Source organism: Phyllobacterium lublinensis, from assembly GCF_020164435.1.
Classification (GTDB): Bacteria; Pseudomonadota; Alphaproteobacteria; order Rhizobiales; family Rhizobiaceae; genus Phyllobacterium; species Phyllobacterium lublinensis.
In genome coordinates this window covers 51,131-73,226 of the sequence record NZ_JAIUDQ010000012.1, presented here as the reverse complement: position 1 = coordinate 73,226, position 22,096 = coordinate 51,131, and the positions used below count along the sequence as shown (strand labels likewise).

The window sequence follows — 22,096 nt, the reverse complement described above, 5'->3', positions numbered from 1 at the left end:
GCTATTTCGTTGGCTTGTACTGGCCTATTGAAAATGCGCCCTTCGACCGCTTGAGCACGTCGGACAACCGTTCCGGCCCCTGCTTGGGTTTGGTCTTCGGCATATGGCTCTTGATCGATTCCATCAAATGGTCGGGCGCAGTTGGCATCCTGCGGACATAATGCTGTGACGTTCCTCCCATGGCGGTTCCTCCTTCCATGCGTTCCCAATATTATAAAACGCGGTTGGCATAGGGAAAGTTGCTCACAGGGACTAGGTTTCCTAATACCCATAAGGCTCATGGTCCCAATGGCGGCAGGTCAGGACATCGCGAGCAGCATCGCCTGACCAAGGGGTTTGCCTATACCCTTTCCCCGTGTTCGCGCCTTATTTCTCCGGGAAAATCTGCTTCCAGTCCGCCTTCATGTCGACAACCGTCCATTGATTGACGGATGCCGCATCAAGCGCCTTGTCGAGGCGGCCAAATTCCGTGTCGCGGTCGTACGAATATTCGCGCTCGGCATCGGTATGGTGGACGATCAGGCCGAAACGGGCCTTGTCGCCCACCGTTGTGTATTGGAGCATCTCAAGGTCGCCATCGGAATTGCCGAACGCTGCGATCGGGCGGCGGCCAATATGTTGATTGATCCCTACCGGTTTGCCGGCCTTGTCGTCGACGAAATCGACCTGCGGCAGACGCATCAGGACCGGACTGCCGTCACGCATTTCAAACTCTGTCTTGATCGAGGAGCCGACGACCTGTTCGGGTGGCACCCCATAGACTTTCTCGGTCCATGGCCGCATGAACTCAATGCCACCGCCCGATACGATAAAGGTCTTGAAGCCATTGGCGCGCAGATAGGCAAGGAGTTCGACCATGGGCTGGTAGACGAGCTCCGTATAGGGTTTGTTGAACCGCGGATCACGTGCAGTAGCGATCCAGTCGGTAACGATCGCACTGAACTCGTCGGTGGTCATGCCGGCGTGCGTTGTCATGAGGAGCTCCATCAAGCCCTTCTCTCCCGTCGCAGCCAACGATTTCATATCGCCTTCGAGCGCCGCCTTGAAAGGCTGCGTGTCCTTCCACTCCGGGTGCGACGCCGCTCCGGCCTTGACGCGATCGAGCATAAAGGCGAGCTGTACATATATCGGATGCTCGGTCCACAGGGTACCATCATTGTCGAAGACGGCGATCCGCTCAGGCTCGGGGACGAAGTCGGGCGAATTCGCAGTGGTTACCTTCCTGACGAAGTCCATGATTGCCATCTTGGGTGCGGTGTCATTCCATGCCGGGAGAGGATCGGATTGTGCGAGCGCTGCTTCCCCCGCCATCAGAACGGCAGCGATTCCCAGCGCCGCCATAAATGCGGTCAACTGCACCGTCCGGCTATTGATCCAGGCGACGATGAATCTTGGAATGCTTCCGGCCATTTTTATCTCCATCGCTTGATATTTGCGGCTTAGTGAAGCTTTTGTCGCGTCACAGCCGTACGAGACAACAGACTGAGGCTTACAGATTGAGTGAATTTGGCCAAAAGCGCGCCACACGGTCTGGCAGCCTCATCAGACTATATTCCACAGGCCAGTAAAGTACGTAACGGTTACAAATGCCTGCGGCGTCTGGATTCTCCTGATTACGTCTCCTGGCTGATTTCACGCCCCGCCTTCGGCACACTACCGGTCGTCTGTCGGACCGCCGGAATAGGTCAAGCCGCCGAGCACCGCTGCCACGAGCAGCAAGGCCGGCACGTCGCCAAGCAGATGACCCATATGCTCGCCGGGGCCATAGGACTGGACCGCCATGATCAGCGCGTGCACGACGCTCGACCAGATGGTGAAGTCGATCAGCGAGCGATGTGCCACGGGGTCGCGCGACGCCCGAATCAGGAATATTCCGAGCGTTGCATATATGCCCACGATCATCATGAAATAGTACGAAGCGGTTGGCGGGCCCTCATGCCAGGCCCAGCCCGACGGCCAGACAATCGCAATCGGATAGACCAGACAGAATACGACACCGAAGACAAACAGAGCGATCTGCAACAGTTTCATGCGGGGCATGGCGGTCTTTTCTCCGGGCACCATTCGGCAGTAGAGAATTCAAGACCAACCTACCATGTAACGCATTTTGCTCCAATGTCCGCAGCCGAACGCCGCCTCATGCTGTGCCCGGACATATCCTCGCCGGTACAAAGCCCCTGCACGCGCAAGACTGCGCTGGGCTCAAGCTGATCAACTGGACTTATTGAGGAAATTTGGTGGAGCCAAGCGGGATCGAACCGCTGACCTCTTGCATGCCATGCAAGCGCTCTCCCAGCTGAGCTATGGCCCCATTCCAACAGGCCTTGCGGGCCTGGGCCGGATAACCGGCAAACTGTCCGGCAAGGTCTGGAACCTTGCCCGGGCGGGTTCTTATCTCCCGCTTGCGGGAAGATCAAGTCCTGTTCGCCGGTTATTTTCAGCGAACAGAATTATTCTTCGCATGATCCCGCCATCATGCGCAGTCAGGGCTCAGTTCTCGTCGTCTTCGCCGATGCCGCCGCCGAGAATGTCGGTAACGTCGTCGTCTTCGTCTTCTTCGTCCGTCGCGAGGAAGGTATCGTCATCGTCGGCATCATCGACTTCGACATCATCGTCGCCGATATCGGGCACGTCGGTGTCCGTGTCGCCGTCTGCATCTTCGAGCGAAACGAATTCGGGCTTCTCCAGAGCAACGTCGAGTTCTTCGGTCTCGACCTCTTCCTCTTCCTCGCGTGCCGAAGCAACGGTTGAATCGAAGTAGCTGAGCGGATAGCTCTTGCCCGTATAGGGCGATACGATCGGATCGCGGTTCAGATCGTAGAATTTCTGCCCGGTTTCCGGGTCAACTCGCTTGGTGCCAAGTTTTGGATTTGCCACGTTTTGCCTCGTCTTCTGGCTGCGCCTGCATTCGGCTCATACTCAGGTCTCTCATCGACCAGCCGTTTATGCAAGTACTCATAAAAAATGGATTTGAGGTCCCATAAACGCAATCAAGCGCATTTGTCAAAGCGAAAAAGCTTGCATTTGCAAGATGACCGCTCCCACAAGCTGTGTTAGGAGAAGCGCCGCATCCCCGCCACAGCTATTTAACGCGATTGACTCTCACCATGTCCCACTCCGCGCTGCCAAAACCCGCCACCGCCCGCCGTTCAAAGGCGCTCTCCGGCGACATCCGCATTCCTGGCGACAAATCGATTTCGCACCGCTCCTTCATGTTCGGCGGCCTCGCCGCCGGCGAGACACGCATCACCGGTCTGCTCGAGGGCGAGGATGTCATCAATACGGGCCGGGCCATGCAGGCGATGGGCGCAAAAATCGCCAAGGAAGGCGATGTGTGGATCATCCAGGGAACCGGAAATGGTTGCCTGCTGCAGCCGGAAGCGCCGCTCGATTTCGGCAATGCCGGGACAGGGGCGCGCCTGACCATGGGCCTTGTAGGCACCTACGATATGGAGACCACCTTCATCGGCGATGCGTCGCTGTCGAAGCGTCCAATGGGCCGGGTGCTCAATCCGTTGCGTGAGATGGGCGTTCAGGTCACGGCCAGTGAGGGCGATCGCATGCCGCTGACGCTGCGCGGACCCAAGGTCGCGGCTCCCATCACCTACCGCGTGCCCATGGCGTCGGCGCAGGTCAAGTCCGCAGTACTCCTCGCCGGACTCAACACACCGGGCATCACGACGGTGATCGAGCCTGTCATGACGCGCGATCATACGGAAAAGATGTTGCAGGGCTTCGGCGCGAATCTGTCGGTCGAGACCGACAGGGACAATGTCCGCCACATCCGGATCGAGGGGCAAGGCCAGCTCACCGGCCAGACAATCGATGTGCCGGGCGATCCCTCCTCCACCGCATTTCCACTGGTCGCGGCGCTGCTTGTGCCGGGCTCCGACATTACGATCCGCAACGTCCTGATGAACCCGACACGCACGGGGCTGATCCTGACCCTGCAGGAGATGGGTGCCCATATCGAGATCCTCGATGCCCGCCTCGCCGGCGGCGAGGATGTTGCGGACCTGCGGGTGCGCGCCTCCGACCTGCGCGGCGTGAACGTGCCCGCCGAACGGGCGCCATCCATGATCGACGAATATCCGATCCTCGCCGTCGCCGCCTGTTTTGCCGATGGCGAAACGGTCATGAACGGGCTCGAGGAGTTGCGCGTCAAGGAATCCGACCGCCTGTCTGCCGTTGCCAATGGCCTCAAGGCCAATGGCGTCGATTGTACCGAGGGACCGGAGACCTTGAGTGTTCGCGGACGCCCGGATGGCAAGGCCATTGGCGGCGGCACCGTCGAAACGCATCTCGACCACCGGATCGCCATGAGTTTCCTGGTGATGGGCCTTGCCGCGGAAAAACCGGTGGCCGTCGACGATTCGACCATGATCGCGACAAGCTTCCCGGAATTCATGGATTTGATGACGGGAATGGGCGCGCAGATTACCCAGCACGATCCGGCAAACTGAAGCGGCACCGGACATCAGGCATGAACGCAGTGCTTTCCGTTCTCACCGTGTATTTTCTATATGCGATGTCCAGCGTGCCGTTCATCGTCTGGGCGGGCCGGAGTGCCTATGCGGGAACAGTCGCAAGCAAGGAGCCGCGGCCGTGGCCGGGCGTCATGCGCACAATATCGCGCATCCTGCTTCCCTTGCTGCTGATCTTCCTCTATGCGTGGAATGCCTCGGACAGCGCAAGATCCGGTACACCGGAGACCGGGAATGCAGGCATCAGTGAATGGATGCCCTATCAGTTTCTGCTGCTGCCACCGGCATTCGGATCGATTGCCGGATACTTCATAGGCTTTTTCATGGGCAAGAGGGTGCGGAGCTAGATGTTTTTCCTGCTGATGTCATTCGCCATCGTTGCCATTCCCTATGCGATCGAGCGCGTTGGTCTGCGCGTTCGCTTCGGCCTGTTTGCACTTCTGTTCTGGCTGTTCGTATTCCAGTTCATCCTCATCCTGGCCATCGATGCACTCTTGCAGAATTTGGCGGCGGCCTTGCCAAACTGGCTGGAATCGATGCTGACAACGCTCGGCGGCGTCGCCTTCGTCAGCATCGGCATCACGCCAATCATCACGCTGGTTCTCGCTGCGGCCTACCTGCTCTTCGCGCTCGGCCAATGGTTTTTCGACCGCGACGACAAGGATCGGCCGACGCCGCAGACCCATTTCACCATTGCCATCGATGGTCCCGCAGCCTCCGGCAAGGGCACCCTCGCCCGGCGCATCGCGGAAGCCTACGGCTATCATCATCTCGATACGGGATTGACCTACCGCGCGGTCGCCAAGGCACTCATGGACCAGAACATGCCGCTCGACGATGAGTTCCTGGCGGAGAAGGCAGCGCGTACCGTTGACCTGTCCAAGCTCGACCGTGCAGTGCTTTCCGCCCATGATGTTGGTGAAGCGGCTTCCAGGGTGGCGGTCATGCCTGCCGTGCGTCGCGCTCTCGTTGCCGCCCAGCAGGGTTTTGCCATGCGCCCGCCGGGCGCGGTGCTTGACGGACGCGACATCGGTACCGTCGTATGCCCCAATGCTCCGGTAAAACTCTACATAACGGCATCGCCCGAAGCACGGGCCATGCGCCGCTATGAAGAAATCAAATCGAATGGCGGCGGCGCCGATTACGAGGAGATTCTCGCCGACCTCACCCGCCGTGATGCGCGCGACATGGGCCGCACCGACTCGCCGTTGAAGCCCGCCGCCGACGCGCACTTGCTTGATACGACGGAAATGGATATAGAGACCGCGTTTCTTAGTGCCAAAACCCTGATAGACCAGGCATTGGCCAGGAGCACGCATTAGACTAGCCGCAAACATTTGCCGTCAGCCCAAGCACCGGATTGCCCTCAAGGGGGCGGGTTGCCATGCAAATGAACCGAAACACCAACCACCGGTGCTGTGTCCGACGTAATTTCCGGACACCTCAGGAGTATTTATGTCTCAAGCCAATCCAACGCGCGAAGATTTCGAAGCTCTTCTCGCAGAGTCTTTTGCCACCAATGACCTTGCTGAAGGTTATGTCGTCAAGGGCCGTATCGTCGCCATCGAAAAAGACATGGCGATCATCGACGCTGGTCTCAAGGTTGAAGGCCGCGTTCCGCTGAAGGAATTCGGCGCGAAAGCCAAGGACGGTTCGCTCAAGCCAGGCGATCTCGTCGAAGTCTATGTCGAGCGCATCGAAAATGCCCTCGGCGAAGCCGTTCTGTCGCGCGAAAAAGCGCGCCGCGAAGAAAGCTGGGTTCGCCTGGAAGAGAAGTTCAACCGCGGCGAACGAGTCGACGGCGTGATCTTCAACCAGGTCAAGGGCGGTTTCACTGTCGATCTCGACGGCGCCGTTGCCTTCCTGCCGCGCAGCCAGGTCGATATCCGTCCGATCCGCGACGTTACCCCGCTGATGCACAACCCGCAGCCCTTCGAAATCCTCAAGATGGACAAGCGTCGTGGCAACATCGTTGTCTCGCGCCGTACCGTTCTCGAAGAGAGCCGTGCAGAACAGCGCTCCGAAATCGTCCAGAACCTCGAAGAGGGTCAGGTCGTTGAAGGCGTTGTCAAGAACATCACCGATTACGGTGCGTTCGTCGATCTCGGCGGCATCGACGGTCTTCTGCATGTGACCGATATGGCATGGCGCCGTGTCAACCACCCGTCGGAGATCCTCTCCATCGGCCAGACGGTCAAGGTTCAGATCATCCGCATCAACCAGGAAACCCATCGTATCTCGCTCGGCATGAAGCAGCTCGAGAGCGATCCATGGGATGGTATCGGCGCGAAGTACCCGATCGGCAAAAAGATCACCGGTACGGTCACGAACATCACCGACTACGGTGCATTCGTCGAGATCGAGCCTGGCATCGAAGGCCTTATCCACGTTTCCGAAATGTCCTGGACAAAGAAGAACGTGCATCCGGGCAAGCTGCTCTCGACCACACAGGAAGTCGAAGTCGTTGTTCTCGAAGTGGATCCGGTCAAGCGCCGCATCTCGCTCGGTCTCAAGCAGACGCTCGACAATCCTTGGACGACCTTCGCGGACAAGTTCCCGGTCGGCACCATCGTCGAAGGCGAAGTCAAGAACAAGACCGAGTTCGGCCTGTTCATTGGCCTCGATGGCGATGTGGACGGCATGGTTCACCTCTCCGACCTCGACTGGAACCGTCCGGGCGAGCAGGTCATCGAAGAGTACAACAAGGGTGACGTTGTGAAGGCGCAGGTTCTCGACGTCGATGTCGAGAAGGAACGCATCTCGCTCGGCATCAAGCAGCTGACCGGCGACAAGGTCGGTGAAGCCGCAACTTCGGGTGAACTGCGCAAGAACGCTGTTGTTACCGTTGAAGTCACTGCCATCACCGATGGCGGCCTCGAAGTGCGTTTGGTCGATCACGACCTCGACACCTTCATCCGCCGCGCTGATCTGTCCCGTGACCGCGACGAGCAGCGTCCGGAACGCTTCACAGTCGGCCAGAAGGTTGACGCGCGCGTCATCGCCTTCGACAAGAAGACCCGCAAGCTGCAGGTCTCGATCAAGGCGTTGGAAATCGCCGAAGAAAAGGAAGCAGTCGCACAGTACGGTTCGACCGACTCCGGCGCTTCGCTCGGCGACATTCTCGGTGCCGCTCTGAAGAAGCAGGAAAAGAACTAAGGTTCTCTTCCACCTTTGAAAATACGAAACCCGCCGGTGCAAGCCGGCGGGTTTCTCTTTGGGTTGAGACCAGGATCCTCAGCCCTTTAATGCCTGCAACCACTGCCCGTGCGTGGTTCGTAGCTCGACAGCTTTACCGAACCCGTCATGAGGTACCAATCCATCAGATCGTGTCGAACTGGATCAGGATAAATGCGATTTGCGTGACGAGTGCCAGGACGACCAGTGCGAGCTGCACTTTTTGCCTGCGAACGAAGATGCCCACCGCGAAGATCAGGATGAGAAACAGATTGCGGAAGGGATACTCGGAGCCGAGAGAGTGGAAATGCTCCATGCCTTTCATGGCGGTGTCCGCGATATCCGCGATGAAGATGGATATCAGAATGCCGAAGAGCCACGCCCTTCGCGACATGAAGTAATCTTCGTAGCCCGAATAACCTTCCATACTGTCAGGGAAGAGCATTGCGCAAGCGAGGAAATGGAGACTGGCGAAGAAAATGACGAACAGATAGGCCTCGAACTTCCAGGTCACCAGCTGGTGCAGGTAAAATTCATACCACCAGAAATGCGCCACCGTGAGAAGCATGAAAAAGACCCAGCCAAGATGAACGGCATAGATGTTCTTGCGCTGCGGATGCTGGATGATGCGGGCAATACCGGTCAACAGACGTGAAATGCTCAGACCAAGGACGATGCCGATAATCACGCGGACATGGATGAAGACCTCGGGATTGGGAATACCGCCTTCCATTGCACATCCTTATCGTCATTACCGCTGGTCAGAGTGGCCATGCTACCGATCTATCCTGTGGATGCAAATTTCTGGGGCAGCTGGTTTGAGACGAACAGGTCAGGCTGGCGCAAGTTTGCGCGCGTAAATTTAAATCTCGAAGCGAGTAACCCTGGATTAGCCATGAACATCCCTCGCCGAGGGGTCATTGGAACTTAATACAAGCAAAATGTATTATTGACGCGCGTGAGCGAGCCTGTAAATTTTTAACGCCGTACGCGGTACTGTTAATCGGAAGATGTATTGCGCCGGCACAGTATTCAGCGATGATTGCGGAGCGACTTTGGATGCCGCCAGGCGCTGGCACGTGCGAAGCGATCGTGAAAAGGAATGGATACGGTGAAAAAGCCGATCAAGACGATGGAGGAATTCTCCCTGTTCGTGGGACTGTCGCGTCCGACCGTGTCGAAATATTTCAATGATCCAAACTCGGTACGCAAGAAGACGCGCGAGATCATCGATGCCGCGGTGAAGCAATCCGGTTTCCGTCCGAACATTTTTGCAGTCAATCTCAATCGGCGTCGCACCAATATTCTCGGGCTCATCGTCCCGAACTCGACCGATCCATTCTACATGTCATTGACGCGGCGTATCGAGGGTATTGCCGAGCAGGCCGGCTATCTTGCCTTCGTTCTGAGCTCGGATGGCAAGCCTGAACTGGAAGAGCGCGCCATCGAAACATTCAAGTCCATGAATGTTGCCGGCGCCATCATTGGCCCGCTCGGCGTGCAGTCACATCACGACAAACTTGCCAAGCTTGGCGAGTCGATTCCGCTCATCTACATCGATTCACCCCTCGACGACACATCGCCATTCGTCGGCACCAACAACCGGCAAAGCTTCAAGCTGATCGTCGACTACTTGACCCGTTCCGGCGACCAGCCATGCTACTTCGGCATGACCTCGGTCAACAGCAACGCGGTCGAACGCCGCGAGGCCTATGCCGAGGCGATGCGCAACCTCAATTTCGAGCCCCACTTTATTGCACACGAGGCCCATGCAAACTGGGAGTTCGAAAAATTTGGCTTCGAAACGACCGCCAGAATTTTGCGGGAGGGCGGGTTCCCCACACGGACAGTACTTTGCGCCAATGACCGTATTGCTTACGGAGTTCTCGCTGCAGCGTTCCAGGCGGGACTTAAGGTTGGCCGAGGCGAAGGCTGCGACCTTCGCGTGGCCGGGCACGACGACCAGCCACTGTCGCGCTACATGTGTCCGCCCCTGACGACCGTCGCGCAAAATTACAACGAGATAGGCCGCCTGGCGATCGGGCTGCTGTTCGACAAGCTTGGCGAAGATCATAACGCCGACATCGAATTACCCAAGGACTCGCGCATTCTTCTGAACGCAGAAATCATGTTGCGCATGTCGGCCTGACCAAAACCGGACAGCGCGGCAACGCGCCGCGAGACTTGTCTTGCAACAACCCTTTGCGTGGCTGCCAAAAGGCATTAAACAGCATCTGTTATGCCATGCATTCACTCTGCGCCAAGCGTGGCGGCCAAGGTCTACAGGAGAGCTCGATGACAATCACCAAGCCAAAACTCGTCACGGTTTTCGGAGGCTCCGGCTTTATCGGTCGTCATGTGGTGCGCGCTCTGACAAAACGCGGCTACCGGGTGCGTGTCGCCGTGCGCCATCCGGAACTGGCGTTCCATCTCCAACCACTCGGCGGCGTCGGCCAGATTCAGGCCGTGCAGGCAAACCTGCGCTATCGCTGGTCCGTGGATCGCGCCGTCGCAGGCTCCGATCATGTCATCAATCTGGTTGGCCTATTGTTCGAAAGCGGCAGCCAGAAATTTAACACCGTTCATGAATTCGGCGCCCGCGCCGTTGCCGAGGCTGCCCGCGCTGCGGGTGTGCCGCTGACGCACATGTCTGCACTTGGCGCCGATGCCCGTTCTCATTCAGCCTATGCCAGCAGCAAGGGCCGGGCTGAAGCGGCCGTGCGCGACATCATCCCGGACGCCGTCATCATCCGGCCTTCGATCGTTTTCGGACCCGAGGACAATTTCTTCAACAAGTTTGGCAGCATGGCGCGCATGTCGCCGTTCCTGCCCCTGATTGGCGGCGGCACCACCAAGTTCCAGCCGGTCTATGTCGGCGATGTCGCCGAGGTTATTGCCCGGTCAGTCGACGGTACTTTGAAACCCGGCCAGACCTATGAACTCGGCGGCGGCGAGGTCCTGACCTTCGAGCAGTGCCTCGAAGCTGTATTGCGCGTCACCGGGCGCAAGCGTCTGTTCGTGTCGATACCGTTCTGGCTCGCGAAGATCCAGGGCAAGATCCTCGGCTACCTGCCGAACCCCTTGCTGACCAAGGACCAGGTCGTGCTGCTCCAGCATGACAATGTGGTGTCCCATGCCGCCAAGGCGGAGCAACGCACGCTCGAAGGCATCGGCATCCATCCGCAAACGATCGAAGCGATCCTGCCATCCTATCTCTGGCGTTTCCGGAGCCACGGGCAATATTCCAGTCAGACGCCGGCCTGATTTTCATCGCTGCATTTGGGGCTGATTATCGTCGCGGTACTGCTATCGCATGAGGATCAGCGCGATCAGTCCAACTGTACCCACGACCAGGCGCCACCAAGCGAACAGCCCAAAGCCATGGCGCGAGACGTAGTCGAGCAGATAGCGCACGACGAAAACACCGGCGAAGAACGCAGCGATAAATCCGACGACGATCAGGGACGCGTCGTTGAACGTCAGGATGTGGCGGTTCTGGTAGAGGTCATAGGCAAAGGCGCCGGCCATTGTCGGCATTGCGAGGAAGAACGAGAATTCGGCCGCCGACCGCTTGTCGGTGCCGAGCAGAAGTGCCCCGACAATGGTTGCCCCGGAGCGCGACGTACCGGGAATCATGGCGAAGCACTGGATCAGGCCGATCTTGAAGCAAAGCGACAACGGATATTCCATGACATTGGTATAGCGCGGCTTCAAGTCCAGCCGGTCGACCCAAAGCAGGATCAGCCCGCCAATAATCAGCATCACGCAGATCAGCATGGGCGTTTCAAACAATACGGTCTTGATGAAACCATGAGCCATGACCCCGATTACCACGGCCGGGAGAAATGCAACGAGGACACCCAAGACAAAGCGGCGCGTTTTGGGATCGACGGGAATATCCCGTGCGATATTGACCAGACGACTGAAATAGACAGTGAGGATCGCCAGGATTGCTCCAAGCTGGATCAGGACCTCGAAGGTCTTGCCATTGGATTCAAAGCCGAGGAAGTGTCCCGCCAGCAACAGGTGCCCGGTGGATGAAACCGGTATAAACTCTGTTAACCCTTCCAGCAGTCCAAGAAAAAGGGCTTCGACAATCGTCTGTGATTCCATGATTATAGCTCGCGATGATGGTGCCGGACCGGGCAATGACGTGTAGTTCTTGTCTCATGCCGCGGTTGCGCCTATAGGTTTGGCGCAGACTCAAAGGCTTATCGAGCAATACGCTGACGCCTCCGAAAATGCCAGTTTGAAAGAATTAGATACACCTGCCATGTTGACGCTCTTCCACCATCCCATGTCTACCGGATCACGTTATGCCAGACTCATCCTCAATGAATATGACATTGAGGTGGAGCTGATCGAGGAGAACAGCTGGGCACGGCGCAAGGAATTTCTGGCGCTCAATCCGGCGGGCACGCTGCCAGTTCTACTGGCCGAGGGCGATGTACCGATCTCGGGCTCGACCGTGATCGCCGAATATATCGACGAGACGCGCGGCGCGCTGAAACGCAGCCGCAGGCTTTTCCCGGAGGATTCACTGAACCGGGCCGAGGTGCGGCGCCTGATCGATTGGTTCCTCAGCAAGCTGGAGAACGAAGTGACACGGCACATGGCACGTGAGCGCATCTTCAAATTGCACATGACCGCGGAACAAGGCGGCGGCGCACCGGATTCGACTGCAATTCGTGCTGCGCGCGCCAATATCACCCAGCACATGAAATATATCGACTGGCTGACCGCGACGCGCAACTGGCTGGCGGGACCGACGCCAAGCTATGCCGACATGGCCGCTGCCGCTTCCATCTCGATCCTCGACTACCTCGGTGAGATCAAGTGGGCGGAATACAAGGCGGCCCGCGACTGGTACACGAGAATGAAATCGCGTCCGTCCTTCCGCCCGCTGCTTGCCGACCGGGTTCGCGGCCTTCCCCCATCATCGCATTATGGCGATCTGGATTTTTGACGGGCAGGACAGCGCGTGGTTCGACGAGATCGCCATAAGGGAGGGCGGTGATTGCCTAAGGAGAGGCTGGACCTTGTCCACCCTCCTTGCGAAACAGTCCACGTCCCTCATGGTAAGCTTCCTGAGCTTGTCGAAGGGCGAGCCACGCATAAGGTCGGTGCAGCATGATTTTGCGCTCGGGAGTAAAGCAATCCTCGCAGGCACAACGGCTGAAGCAGTTCATCCTCGAGGAATCGCGGGCAGCGGGGTTCGATCTCGTTGCCATCGCCCGTCCTGATGCCATTCCTCTCGCTGAAGCGCGGTTGCGCCAATATCTTGCGCTCGGGCGTCATGCCAGCATGGAATGGATGCGCGAGACCGAAGAGCGCCGTGCAAACCCGGAGACGTTGTGGCCCGAAGTGCGCTCGATCATCGTGCTCGCCATGAATTACGGGCCCGATGGCAATCCCCTGGAAATTCTCGCGCACAAGGACAAGGCGGCGATATCCGTCTATGCGCAGAACCGCGACTATCACGACATCATCAAGGGCAAACTCAAGGGCGTCGCCAGCCGCTTCGCCTCCCGGGCCGCTGGCGAGGATCTGAAGGTTTTCGTCGATACCGCGCCGGTCATGGAAAAGCCCCTTGCCGAAGCGGCAGGACTTGGCTGGCAGGGGAAGCATACGAACCTCGTCAGCCGTTCGCATGGCTCTTGGCTGTTCCTCGGCACGATCTTCACGACGGCGGAACTGCCCGCGGACGAGCGTGAGCATGATCATTGCGGCTCATGCCATTCCTGCCTCGACATTTGCCCGACCAATGCTTTCCCCGCCCCCTACCAGCTCGATGCGCGGCGCTGCATTTCGTATCTCACCATCGAGCACAAGGAACCGATTGCGCTGGAGTTTCGCAAGGCGATAGGCAATCGCATCTATGGCTGCGACGATTGCCTTGCGGTTTGTCCCTGGAACAAGTTTGCCGGAGCGGCACGCGAGGCGAAGCTCAAGGCGCGCGATGATCTTCGATCGCCGTCGCTTGCGTCGCTGCTCACACTCGATGATGCGGCCTTCCGCGCGCTCTTCTCCGGCTCGCCGGTCAAGCGCATCGGCCGCGACCGCTTCCTGCGCAATGTCTTGATCGCCTGCGGCAATTCGGGCGAACCCGCCTTGATCGCGGCAATCGAGACGCACCTGGCCGATCCCTCGCCGCTGGTGCGCGGCGCCGCCGTCTGGGCGCTGGGTGAATTGATGGGCAAAGACGATTTCGCCGCCCTGAATATGCGTCACGTTGCCCAAGAGAGTGACGCTGACGTCTTGACCGAATGGCGCATTGCTGTGAAAAATCAACAATGAACATTTTCCTGTTTGGTGCCGGCTATTCGGCACGCGCCTTCGCCAGGGTCATTGCCGGTCAAGCAGATTTCACCGGCGGGACGACGCGCGACAGCGCCAAGCTCCCAGAGCTCAAGAAGGCGGGCATCACGCCCTTCCTCTTCCACGGCACCCATGCCTCGCAGGAAATCGTCGACGCCCTCGCTGGCGTCACCCACCTTGTCGTCTCGACTGCGCCGGGCCAAAGCGGCGACCCGGTGCTGGCGCAGTTCGGCAATACGATCCGGAACGCCATGCCGAAGCTGCAGTGGATCGGCTACCTCTCCACGGTCGGCGTCTATGGCAATCATGCGGGCGGCTGGGTCGACGAGACGACACCATGTCATCCCGTTTCAGCCCGCTCCCTGGAGCGTGTCGAGGCCGAGCAGGGCTGGCAGCAACTGGCCGACGCGCGGAATGTCCCCCTCGCCATCCTGAGGCTTGCGGGCATTTACGGTCCTGGACGCAATGCCTTCGTCAACCTTTCCAATGGAACGGCGCGCCGCCTCAACAAGACGGGCCAGGTCTTCAATCGCATCCATGTCGATGACATAGCCGGTGCATTGCACTTCCTCAGCACCCGCAACGAAGCCGGGATCTTCAACATCACCGACGATGAGCCGGCGCCGCCACAGGATGTGGTTGCCTATGCGGCGGAGTTGATGGGCATCGAGCCGCCGGAAGAATCCGATTTCGAAGCCGCGCAGCTCACGCCAATGGCGCGCTCGTTCTATGGCGAGAACAAGCGGGTTTCCAATGCGCGCATCAAGAAGCTCGGCTTCTCCTTCCGCTATCCGGACTACGGCACGGCCTTCGCAACCATGTGGCGCGACGGAAGCTGGCGTTAGAACCGCGTAATCACGTTGATGCCCTTGCCTTCAAAGCGATCCATTGCCATCAGGGCAGCGGGCGCTTCTTCCAGCGCAATCTCCTTGCCAACCAGTCTTTGCGGCTGAAGCTTGCCGGTTTCTAGCATGTCCATCAGTGCCTTGTAGCGGAACGCCTGCATGCCGTGGCTGCCATAGATCTCGAGCTCATGGGCGATGACCTTGTCCATCGGGATTGGCGGATGTGCATGGTCGCCCAGCATCAACCCGACCTGAACATGACGGCCACGGCGACGCAGATTGGCGATTGAGTTGAAGCAGGTCGATGGGTGGCCAAGCGCATCGATGGAAACATGCGCACCGCCTTTGGTGATTTCCCGGACCGCGCCAATGATGTCTGTTGTCTGCCTGCCATTGACGGTTGCCACCGCGCCGAGATCGCGGGCATAGGCCAGTTTGTCTTCGGTCAGATCGACGGCAACAACATTGGCGCCCATGGCAGTGGCGATCATGATGGCCGAGAGGCCGACCCCGCCACAGCCATGGACCGCCACCCACTCCCCAGGCTTGACCTTCGCCTGGTCGACGATGGCGCGGAAGGAGGTAACGAAACGACAGCCGAGACTTGCCGCCGTGGCGAAATCCAGCGTGTCCGGCAGCGCGACGAGATTTGTATCGGCAAAATCCACCGCAACATATTCGGCGAATGAACCCCAGGCGGTGAACCCGGGCTGGAACTGATGCTCGCACACCTGATGATTGCCGGAGTTGCACTCGAAACAACGGCCGCAGCCGCCGACAAAGGGCACGGTCACGCGCTGGCCGATCTTCCACTGGGTGACATGGTTTCCGATTGCCTGGATGGTTCCGGCCAGTTCGTGCCCCGGGACGTGCGGCAGGACGATATCAGGATCGTGTCCCATCCAGCCGTGCCAATCGCTGCGGCAAAGCCCGGTCGCCTCGACCTTGATGACAACACCCGTCATTGCCGGAACAGGATCTGCGACCGTTGCAATGCGCGGCGGCTGGCCGAATTGTTCGAAAATGACTGCTTTCATGATGAGGAAATCCGTTCGAATCAGGTTTGTCGTTCATTCCATATTGCGACTTTCCGCCGAATCTGGCCATCATAAAGCCCGGATCGGCGATGCACATTACCGCGATCACTTGTGGGACAGCGATCATGAAACCAAGAACCCTGTTGCGTTTCGCGCTCAGCGCATTCATTGCGCTCACCGGCACGGTCAACGCCATCGCCGAAGATGGACCCGCCAAGCAATTGTTCGGGGCACAGGTTTTGCCGACTGTCAGCAAGGCTCAATCGGCGGGATTCTACTCCAAGGGCTGCCTGGCAGGCGGCGTTGCGTTGCCCGTGGATGGACCGGCCTGGCAGGTCATGCGACTTTCGCGCAACCGGCGCTGGGGACACCCGCGCATGATCGCGCTGCTGGAGAAACTGTCCACCGAAGCGGCAGCCAAGGATGGCTGGCCGGGCCTCCTGGTCGGCGACATCTCGCAGCCGCGCGGCGGCCCGATGCTGACCGGCCACGCCTCGCACCAGGTCGGTCTCGACGCGGACATCTGGCTGACCCCGATGCCGAAACACCGTTTTACCGACGAGGAGCGCGAGAAAGTCTCCGCCGCATCGATGCTTAAGGGTGATACGCTTTATGTCGATCCGGAAAAATGGACGCCTGCCCGCACGGCACTGCTGAAGCGTGCGGCGAGCTACCCCGAGGTCGAGCGCATCTTCGTCCACCCCGGCATCAAGAAGAAATTGTGCGATAGCGTGCAGGGCGACCGCAGCTGGATGGCGAAGGTCCGTCCCTATTGGGGACACTACTATCATTTCCATGTCCGGATAAAATGCCAGCCGGGCTCGCCCAACTGCAAACCGCAGCAGCCGATCGGGGCCGATGATGGTTGCGGCAAGTCGCTCGCCTGGTGGTTTACGGACGAGCCATGGAGAAAAGCGACCGAACCCGCCAAACCGGTCAAACCCAAGGTCATGATGCTCTCTGATCTGCCGAAGGTCTGCGCACAGATCCTCAATGCGCCAGGTCCCAAATCAGTCGCTGATGTGACCTTTGGGGCCAGAGCCAAGGTCGCTCAACCGGCGGCAGCCGATGTTCCGGCGTCCGCCTATGCGCCTGAGGGCGATGATCTGCCCGAGGACGTGCCGGTGCCCGGCCAGAAGCCTTGAGCATCCCGCCTGCCCTTGCGCGCCAATTGGTCACGGTCTTTTTTGCCAGTGGCCTTTTCATGCTGTCATGAATTGAGTATAGGGTTTCAATCGATTTAGGTCCCGCGACCCACGACAGAGATTTTATGACACAGCCTTTTCGCCTCGCATTGATTGCCCACGACCAGAAAAAGGACGATATGGTCGAGTTTGCGCGCAATTACGAGAGGCTGCTGGCGCCTTGCGACATCGTAGCGACGGGAACGACAGGCGGCCTTGTCCAGACGGCATGTCCCTCGCTCAAGATCGCCCGCGTCAAAAGTGGCCCGCTTGGCGGCGACCAGCAAATTGGCGCGCTGATTGCCGAAGGCAGGATCGACGGCCTGATTTTCTTTGTCGACCCGCTGTCGCCGATGCCCCATGATGTCGATGTCAAGGCACTGATGCGGCTGGCGAGCGTTTACGATATTCCGATGGCACTGAACCGGGCAACGGCCGAGGTTCTGGTGCAAAAGCGAGGTTTGCTGCGCGATGACGCGGCGGAAAATACATTGGGGAAGCGATAATGGTGACTCAGGCAGATACCGACCACATCATGAAATTTCCGATCCTGGTCGGTGACATTGGCGGCACCAATGCGCGTTTCGCCATTCTGGTGGACGCCTACGCGGAGCCGAAGGAATTTCCGATCATCCAGACTGCCGATTATCCTACGATCGATGAGGCGATCCAGAACGCCATCCTCGATCATACCTCGATCCAGCCACGCTCGGCGGTCCTGGCCATTGCCGGACCGGTCGAAGGCGACGAGATCGACCTGACCAATTGCCCCTGGGTGGTCAAGCCGCGCCAGATGATGGAAACGCTCGGCCTTTCCGACATTACCGTACTCAACGATTTCGAGGCACAGGCGCTCGCCGTCGTTTCGCTCGAACCCAAACATCTCGAGAAGCTGGGCGGCGGACCCGGCGATCCGCATGGCAGCCGCGCCGTGCTCGGACCCGGCACCGGCCTCGGCGTTGCCGGCATGGTGCGTTCACGCAACAGCTGGGTTCCGGTGCCCGGAGAAGGCGGACATGTCGATATGGGTCCGCGTACGGCGCGCGATCTCGAACTGTTCCCGCATATCGAGCACATTGAGGGCCGCATATCCGGTGAACAGCTGCTTTGTGGTCGTGGCCTGCAGAACATTTATCGCGCCATCTGCAAGGTGAACGGTACGCCGGCCAGCCTGCAGACGCCCGCCGAAATCACTGCCGCCGGTCTTTCCGGAGAATCTGCCGAAGCGAAGGAAACCCTTGCCCTGTTCGTCATCTATCTAGGCCGGCTGGCCGGCGATTTTGCCTTGACGTTCATGGCACGCGGCGGCGTCTATCTCGCTGGCGGCATCGTCCAGAAGATTGTTGCCCCCCTCAAGGATTCATCCTTCCGCCAGGCCTTCGAGGACAAGGCCCCGCACGGGGAAATCCTGCGCGAAACACCGGTCTATATCATCACCCATCCGCTGGCGGCTCTCAGCGGCCTCTCCGCCTTCTCGCGCACACCAACCCGCTTTGGTGTTTCTACCGAAGGCCGACGCTGGCGCCGGGATTAGAGCAGCGCATGATAGAGCATTGCTGCAACACTTGAGCGCTGCATTCCTGCCTGCGGCCAAAACCGATAGGCAAGGCGGATCAATAAGGTTATAGGGACAATTCGATCGGCAAGATTTCTTGCCCGGATGTCCTGGTACCAGCGAGTTGCCGCCTGTCATGAGTGGTCAGACGAAGAAGAAAAAGATCGATCCGACGGAGGCGAAGCGCGTCATCGGCCGGGTGCTGGGTGAAAACCTTCGCGAGCACCGGTCGTCCTATGCGATCGCTATAGTCGCCATGCTCGGCGTAGCCTGCACGACGGCCTTCGTCGCCTATATCTTCAAGGACGTCATCAACAAGATCTATTACGAACGGCGCGAGGACCTGATCGTGCCGATCAGCCTCGGCATTCTTGTCGCGTTCATCATTCGCGGCGTTTCCACCTATGTGCAGTCGGTCGTGATGGCGAAGATCGGCAACAATATCATCGCCCGCTACCAGCGTCGCATGTTCGACCACCTGATGAAGCTTGGCCTGGATTTCTACACCGATACGCGGTCGGCCCAGCTCGCGGCGCGGGTCAACCAGAACGTGAGCGGCGTCCGCGAACTGATGGACATCACCGTAACGACGATTGGCAAGGATATTCCTACACTCGTTGCACTGATCGTGACCATGGTGCTCCTCGACCCCATTCTATCTCTCTTCGCCCTGCTTGTCGGCCCCCCGGTCATCCTTACCGTACGCTATCTGGCAAAGCGCCTGCGCAGCATTCACCGCGAGTCGGTAACGCTGAATTCGCACCTGTTGGGCGCCATGCAGGAAGCGACGCAAGGGATCGCGATCGTCAAGGCCTTCACCATGGAAGACCAGTTGCGCGTGAAGATAAGCCAGTTGATCAAGCGCGCCGAGGAGCGCGCCAACAAGATCGCACGTGTTTCGGAACGGACCACGCCCATCACGGAACTGATCGCCGGCGTCGCCATTGCCTCGATGATCATCTACACGGGCTATCGCGCCGTCTACAATCTGGAGCCGCCGGGCGCCATGTTCGGTTTCATGACCGCGGTACTGCTTGCCTATGATCCCGTGCGCAGGCTGGCGCGCGTTCAGGTTGGCCTTGAGCGCTCGCTGGTCAATGCGCGCATGTTCTTCGAGATCCTCGACATCGAGCCGCGCCAGGCGGACAGTATCGGGTCGGTGCCGATAACCGTGCCCACAGGCGAGGTCGAGTTCGACAAGGTCCGCTTCAGCTACTCCAGCGGCTTTCCCGTCCTGCATGGTGTGAGTTTCATCGCCAAGGCAGGCAAGACAACGGCCATTGTCGGTGCATCGGGCGCTGGCAAATCCACGCTGATCGGTCTCGTCCAGCGCTTTTACGATATCGACGCAGGGCGCATTCTCATCGATGGCCAGGACATCGCCTATGTCAGCAAGCGTTCGCTGCGCCAGTCGATTGCCTATGTTTCGCAGCAGCCCTATCTCTTCGAGGGCACCATCGCCGACAATATCCGCTACGGGCGCCTCGACGCCACCGATGAAGAAATCATCGAGGCTGCAAGGCTGGCCAATGCGGATGAGTTCATTCGACAGCAGCCGCAGGGCTACGGTACCGAGATCGGCGAAAATGGTGCCAACCTTTCCGGCGGCCAGCGCCAGCGCCTGTCCATCGCCCGCGCCATCGTTCGCAACGCTTCCATCCTCCTGCTCGACGAGGCGACCTCTGCCCTCGACAATGAATCGGAGAAGCGTGTGCAGCAGGCGCTCGAGCATGTGATGCAGGGACGCACGACCATCGTCATCGCCCATCGCCTCTCGACCATTGTCAATGCCGACCACATCGTCGTCATGGAGGCCGGCCGCGTGGTTGAGGAGGGCGTGCACGAAACCCTGCTGATCCGCCCCAACGGCGTCTATGCCCGGTTCTACCAGTTGCAAGGCAGGGACGAGTCGCCCATCATCGACGACAGTGAAATCGTTGCAGCAGCAGGATTGGCCGAATGAGCGCAGTGACTGAGCAATCCGGTGCAAAACCGGCGATGAAGCTTGCCGTTGTGGGCGCGGCCGGCCGAATGGGCCAGACCCTGATCCGCGCCATCCATGCCACTCCGGGTGCAATCCTTGCTGGCGCGGTCGAGCGTCCCGGCTCGCCGCAGATCGGCCGTGATGCCGGTGAAGTCGCCGGCATCGGCCCGATCGGCGTTCCGATCACCGATGATGCACTCTCGGTCTTCGTGCAGGTTGAAGGCGTCCTCGACTTCACCGCCCCTGCCGCAACCGTCACCTTCGCCGAACTGGCCGCACAGGCGCGCATTGTTCATGTCATCGGCACCACCGGTTGCTCAGCTGAGGACGAGACCACGATCCGCGCAGCGGCCCGTCATGCTGTCATCATCAAGTCCGGCAATATGAGCCTCGGCGTCAACCTGCTCGGCGTGCTGGTCAAGCAGGCGGCGAAGGCCCTCGGCGCCGATGATTTCGATATCGAGATCGTCGAAATGCATCACAAGCACAAGGTCGACGCGCCGTCGGGCACGGCGTTGCTGCTCGGCCAGGCCGCCGCCGCGGGGCGCGACATCGCGCTCGGGCAACACAGCGTGCGGGTGCGCGACGGCCATACGGGGCCACGCGAGGACGGAACGATCGGCTTCGCTACCCTGCGGGGCGGCTCCGTCGTTGGCGACCATTCCGTCATCCTCGCCGGCCAAGGCGAGCGCATCACCCTATCGCACCAGGCGGAGGATCGCACTATCTTCGCCCGCGGCGCGGTCAAGGCCGCGCTATGGGGCCGGCGCGCCAAGCCCGGCCTCTATTCCATGCTCGATGTCCTTGGTCTTGCCGACCACACCTAACCCTTGAACCAGGAGTATTGCAATGTCCGGAACCCTCGTCCTTGTCCGCCATGGCCAAAGCGAATGGAATTTGAAGAACCTTTTCACTGGCTGGCGTGATCCGGGATTGACGGAGCTCGGCCATGAGGAAGCCGTTGACGCGGGCAAGCGGCTGAAGGCGAAGGGCCTCAAGTTCGATATCGCCTATACGTCTGTCCTTTCCCGTGCACAGGCGACGCTTGACCACATTCTCGAAGAAGTCGGGCAGACAGATCTCGAGACGATCCGTGACCAGGCACTGAACGAGCGCGATTACGGCGATCTGTCCGGCCTCAACAAGGACGATGCACGCGCCAAGTGGGGCGAGGAACAGGTGCATGTCTGGCGCCGTTCCTATGATGTCCCTCCGCCCGGCGGCGAGAGCCTGCGCGACACCGGCGCACGCGTCTGGCCCTATTACCTGCACGAGGTACAGCCCCATGTGCTGCGCGGCGAAACGGTACTGGTCGCTGCCCATGGCAACTCGCTGCGTGCGCTGATCATGGCGCTGGAGGGACTGACCGGCGAGGAGATCGTCGCGCAGGAACTGGCGACAGGCGTGCCGATCATCTACAGGCTCAACGCGGATTCGACCGTCGCTTCGAAGGAAGTGCTGGAGGGCTGAACGGGGTCGCTGCGTGGTTCGGCCCCGCCTATGGCAAGCTGCCTA

Annotated in this window: 22 protein-coding genes and 1 tRNA gene; 15 read left to right on the top strand and 8 right to left on the bottom strand. The window is 59.4% G+C overall.

The genetic code is table 11. The annotated features are described in order from the left end of the window. Position 1: 1 nt before the first annotated feature. From K9U38_RS15275 to K9U38_RS15255, 5 genes are all read right to left on the bottom strand, one after another. Complete coding sequence (locus tag K9U38_RS15275) at positions 2–181, bottom strand: hypothetical protein (protein WP_224495201.1); 180 nt, start codon at positions 179–181, stop codon at positions 2–4. 185 nt (positions 182–366) lie between these two features. Then, complete coding sequence (locus K9U38_RS15270; RefSeq protein WP_224495280.1) at positions 367–1,341, bottom strand: HAD family hydrolase; 975 nt, start codon at positions 1,339–1,341, stop codon at positions 367–369. Between the two features lie 312 nt (positions 1,342–1,653). Further along, positions 1,654–2,040: a DUF6632 domain-containing protein gene (locus tag K9U38_RS15265; protein WP_224495200.1), complete on the bottom strand. Its 387-nt coding sequence runs from the start codon at positions 2,038–2,040 to the stop codon at positions 1,654–1,656. A 195-nt stretch (positions 2,041–2,235) separates the two neighbouring features. Next, positions 2,236–2,311: transfer RNA gene (locus K9U38_RS15260), tRNA-Ala, on the bottom strand. Between the two features lie 179 nt (positions 2,312–2,490). Beyond that, a complete protein-coding gene (locus K9U38_RS15255) occupies positions 2,491–2,877 on the bottom strand; it encodes a TIGR02300 family protein (RefSeq protein ID WP_224495199.1) in 387 nt (128 codons plus the stop codon). Between the two features lie 230 nt (positions 2,878–3,107). On the opposite strand from K9U38_RS15255, the gene aroA reads away from it, so the two are divergent. From aroA to rpsA, 4 genes are all read left to right on the top strand, one after another. Beyond that, complete coding sequence (aroA, locus tag K9U38_RS15250) at positions 3,108–4,463, top strand: 3-phosphoshikimate 1-carboxyvinyltransferase (RefSeq protein ID WP_224495198.1); 1,356 nt, start codon at positions 3,108–3,110, stop codon at positions 4,461–4,463. A gap of 20 nt (positions 4,464–4,483) precedes the next feature. Further along, complete coding sequence (locus K9U38_RS15245; RefSeq protein WP_224495197.1) at positions 4,484–4,831, top strand: hypothetical protein; 348 nt, start codon at positions 4,484–4,486, stop codon at positions 4,829–4,831. A gap of 345 nt (positions 4,832–5,176) precedes the next feature. Further along, on the top strand, positions 5,177–5,806 hold the full coding sequence (gene cmk, locus K9U38_RS15240; RefSeq protein WP_224495279.1) for a (d)CMP kinase: 630 nt from the start codon (positions 5,177–5,179) through the stop codon (positions 5,804–5,806). 133 nt (positions 5,807–5,939) lie between these two features. Beyond that, positions 5,940–7,640 (top strand): 30S ribosomal protein S1, encoded by a 1,701-nt coding sequence (gene rpsA / locus K9U38_RS15235; RefSeq protein ID WP_224495196.1) that lies wholly within the window; start codon positions 5,940–5,942, stop codon positions 7,638–7,640. 163 nt (positions 7,641–7,803) lie between these two features. Here the strand turns inward: rpsA and K9U38_RS15230 are convergent, their stop codons facing one another. Continuing rightward, complete coding sequence (locus tag K9U38_RS15230; protein ID WP_224495195.1) at positions 7,804–8,391, bottom strand: hypothetical protein; 588 nt, start codon at positions 8,389–8,391, stop codon at positions 7,804–7,806. A 369-nt stretch (positions 8,392–8,760) separates the two neighbouring features. Between K9U38_RS15230 and K9U38_RS15225 the strand changes: the two genes are divergently transcribed. Both K9U38_RS15225 and K9U38_RS15220 read left to right on the top strand, forming a co-directional pair. Then, the gene (locus tag K9U38_RS15225) at positions 8,761–9,807 is read left to right on the top strand and encodes a LacI family DNA-binding transcriptional regulator (RefSeq protein ID WP_224495194.1); all 1,047 of its coding nucleotides are present in this window, start codon (positions 8,761–8,763) and stop codon (positions 9,805–9,807) included. 146 nt (positions 9,808–9,953) lie between these two features. After that, a complete protein-coding gene (locus K9U38_RS15220; protein WP_224495193.1) occupies positions 9,954–10,922 on the top strand; it encodes a complex I NDUFA9 subunit family protein in 969 nt (322 codons plus the stop codon). A gap of 42 nt (positions 10,923–10,964) precedes the next feature. Here the strand turns inward: K9U38_RS15220 and K9U38_RS15215 are convergent, their stop codons facing one another. Then, positions 10,965–11,771 carry an undecaprenyl-diphosphate phosphatase gene (locus K9U38_RS15215; protein ID WP_224495192.1) on the bottom strand — a complete coding sequence of 269 codons (807 nt, stop codon included), beginning with the start codon at positions 11,769–11,771 and terminating at the stop codon, positions 10,965–10,967. Positions 11,772–11,931: 160 nt separating this feature from the next. Between K9U38_RS15215 and K9U38_RS15210 the strand changes: the two genes are divergently transcribed. The 3 genes from K9U38_RS15210 to K9U38_RS15200 all read left to right on the top strand — a co-directional run bounded on the left by K9U38_RS15210 (position 11,932) and on the right by K9U38_RS15200 (position 14,821). After that, positions 11,932–12,624: a glutathione S-transferase family protein gene (locus tag K9U38_RS15210; RefSeq protein ID WP_224495278.1), complete on the top strand. Its 693-nt coding sequence runs from the start codon at positions 11,932–11,934 to the stop codon at positions 12,622–12,624. Positions 12,625–12,788: 164 nt separating this feature from the next. Next, positions 12,789–13,955: a tRNA epoxyqueuosine(34) reductase QueG gene (gene queG, locus K9U38_RS15205; RefSeq protein WP_224495191.1), complete on the top strand. Its 1,167-nt coding sequence runs from the start codon at positions 12,789–12,791 to the stop codon at positions 13,953–13,955. Beyond that, the gene (locus tag K9U38_RS15200; RefSeq protein ID WP_224495190.1) at positions 13,952–14,821 is read left to right on the top strand and encodes an SDR family oxidoreductase; all 870 of its coding nucleotides are present in this window, start codon (positions 13,952–13,954) and stop codon (positions 14,819–14,821) included. The genes queG and K9U38_RS15200 overlap by 4 nt, the downstream gene beginning before the upstream one ends. Here K9U38_RS15200 and K9U38_RS15195 read toward each other — a convergent pair. After that, the gene (locus K9U38_RS15195) at positions 14,818–15,858 is read right to left on the bottom strand and encodes a zinc-dependent alcohol dehydrogenase family protein (RefSeq protein WP_224495189.1); all 1,041 of its coding nucleotides are present in this window, start codon (positions 15,856–15,858) and stop codon (positions 14,818–14,820) included. The two genes, K9U38_RS15200 and K9U38_RS15195, sit on opposite strands and share 4 nt — an antisense overlap. Before the next feature lie 125 nt (positions 15,859–15,983). Between K9U38_RS15195 and mepA the strand changes: the two genes are divergently transcribed. The 6 genes from mepA (at position 15,984) to K9U38_RS15165 (ending at position 22,051) form a co-directional block, all read left to right on the top strand. Beyond that, the gene (mepA, locus tag K9U38_RS15190; protein ID WP_224495188.1) at positions 15,984–17,003 is read left to right on the top strand and encodes a penicillin-insensitive murein endopeptidase; all 1,020 of its coding nucleotides are present in this window, start codon (positions 15,984–15,986) and stop codon (positions 17,001–17,003) included. Positions 17,004–17,128: 125 nt separating this feature from the next. Next, positions 17,129–17,548 carry a methylglyoxal synthase gene (locus K9U38_RS15185; RefSeq protein WP_224495187.1) on the top strand — a complete coding sequence of 140 codons (420 nt, stop codon included), beginning with the start codon at positions 17,129–17,131 and terminating at the stop codon, positions 17,546–17,548. Continuing rightward, positions 17,548–18,576 (top strand): glucokinase, encoded by a 1,029-nt coding sequence (locus tag K9U38_RS15180; RefSeq protein ID WP_224495186.1) that lies wholly within the window; start codon positions 17,548–17,550, stop codon positions 18,574–18,576. The genes K9U38_RS15185 and K9U38_RS15180 overlap by 1 nt, the downstream gene beginning before the upstream one ends. 157 nt (positions 18,577–18,733) lie before the next feature. After that, entirely contained in the window at positions 18,734–20,560 is a 1,827-nt protein-coding gene (locus K9U38_RS15175; protein ID WP_224495185.1) for an ABC transporter ATP-binding protein, read from the top strand. A 35-nt stretch (positions 20,561–20,595) separates the two neighbouring features. Further along, the gene (gene dapB / locus K9U38_RS15170; protein ID WP_224495277.1) at positions 20,596–21,408 is read left to right on the top strand and encodes a 4-hydroxy-tetrahydrodipicolinate reductase; all 813 of its coding nucleotides are present in this window, start codon (positions 20,596–20,598) and stop codon (positions 21,406–21,408) included. A gap of 22 nt (positions 21,409–21,430) precedes the next feature. Then, positions 21,431–22,051, top strand: coding sequence for a 2,3-bisphosphoglycerate-dependent phosphoglycerate mutase (locus tag K9U38_RS15165; RefSeq protein ID WP_224495184.1), 621 nt, complete (start codon positions 21,431–21,433; stop codon positions 22,049–22,051). Positions 22,052–22,096: the final 45 nt, after the last annotated feature.

What these genes read in the sequence shown, in the direction of transcription:
- K9U38_RS15275 (WP_224495201.1), bottom strand. Translation starts at nt 181, where the DNA reads ATGGGAGGAACGTCACAGCATTATGTCCGCAGGATGCCAACTGCGCCC.
- K9U38_RS15270 (WP_224495280.1), bottom strand. Translation starts at nt 1,341, where the DNA reads ATGGCGGCGCTGGGAATCGCTGCCGTTCTGATGGCGGGGGAAGCAGCG.
- K9U38_RS15265 (WP_224495200.1), bottom strand. Translation starts at nt 2,040, where the DNA reads ATGCCCCGCATGAAACTGTTGCAGATCGCTCTGTTTGTCTTCGGTGTC.
- aroA (WP_224495198.1), top strand. Translation starts at nt 3,108, where the DNA reads ATGTCCCACTCCGCGCTGCCAAAACCCGCCACCGCCCGCCGTTCAAAG.
- K9U38_RS15245 (WP_224495197.1), top strand. Translation starts at nt 4,484, where the DNA reads ATGAACGCAGTGCTTTCCGTTCTCACCGTGTATTTTCTATATGCGATG.
- rpsA (WP_224495196.1), top strand. Translation starts at nt 5,940, where the DNA reads ATGTCTCAAGCCAATCCAACGCGCGAAGATTTCGAAGCTCTTCTCGCA.
- K9U38_RS15230 (WP_224495195.1), bottom strand. Translation starts at nt 8,391, where the DNA reads ATGGAAGGCGGTATTCCCAATCCCGAGGTCTTCATCCATGTCCGCGTG.
- K9U38_RS15225 (WP_224495194.1), top strand. Translation starts at nt 8,761, where the DNA reads ATGGATACGGTGAAAAAGCCGATCAAGACGATGGAGGAATTCTCCCTG.
- K9U38_RS15220 (WP_224495193.1), top strand. Translation starts at nt 9,954, where the DNA reads ATGACAATCACCAAGCCAAAACTCGTCACGGTTTTCGGAGGCTCCGGC.
- K9U38_RS15215 (WP_224495192.1), bottom strand. Translation starts at nt 11,771, where the DNA reads ATGGAATCACAGACGATTGTCGAAGCCCTTTTTCTTGGACTGCTGGAA.
- K9U38_RS15210 (WP_224495278.1), top strand. Translation starts at nt 11,932, where the DNA reads ATGTTGACGCTCTTCCACCATCCCATGTCTACCGGATCACGTTATGCC.
- queG (WP_224495191.1), top strand. Translation starts at nt 12,789, where the DNA reads ATGATTTTGCGCTCGGGAGTAAAGCAATCCTCGCAGGCACAACGGCTG.
- K9U38_RS15200 (WP_224495190.1), top strand. Translation starts at nt 13,952, where the DNA reads ATGAACATTTTCCTGTTTGGTGCCGGCTATTCGGCACGCGCCTTCGCC.
- K9U38_RS15195 (WP_224495189.1), bottom strand. Translation starts at nt 15,858, where the DNA reads ATGAAAGCAGTCATTTTCGAACAATTCGGCCAGCCGCCGCGCATTGCA.
- mepA (WP_224495188.1), top strand. Translation starts at nt 15,984, where the DNA reads ATGAAACCAAGAACCCTGTTGCGTTTCGCGCTCAGCGCATTCATTGCG.
- K9U38_RS15185 (WP_224495187.1), top strand. Translation starts at nt 17,129, where the DNA reads ATGACACAGCCTTTTCGCCTCGCATTGATTGCCCACGACCAGAAAAAG.
- K9U38_RS15180 (WP_224495186.1), top strand. Translation starts at nt 17,548, where the DNA reads ATGGTGACTCAGGCAGATACCGACCACATCATGAAATTTCCGATCCTG.
- K9U38_RS15175 (WP_224495185.1), top strand. Translation starts at nt 18,734, where the DNA reads ATGAGTGGTCAGACGAAGAAGAAAAAGATCGATCCGACGGAGGCGAAG.
- dapB (WP_224495277.1), top strand. Translation starts at nt 20,596, where the DNA reads ATGAAGCTTGCCGTTGTGGGCGCGGCCGGCCGAATGGGCCAGACCCTG.
- K9U38_RS15165 (WP_224495184.1), top strand. Translation starts at nt 21,431, where the DNA reads ATGTCCGGAACCCTCGTCCTTGTCCGCCATGGCCAAAGCGAATGGAAT.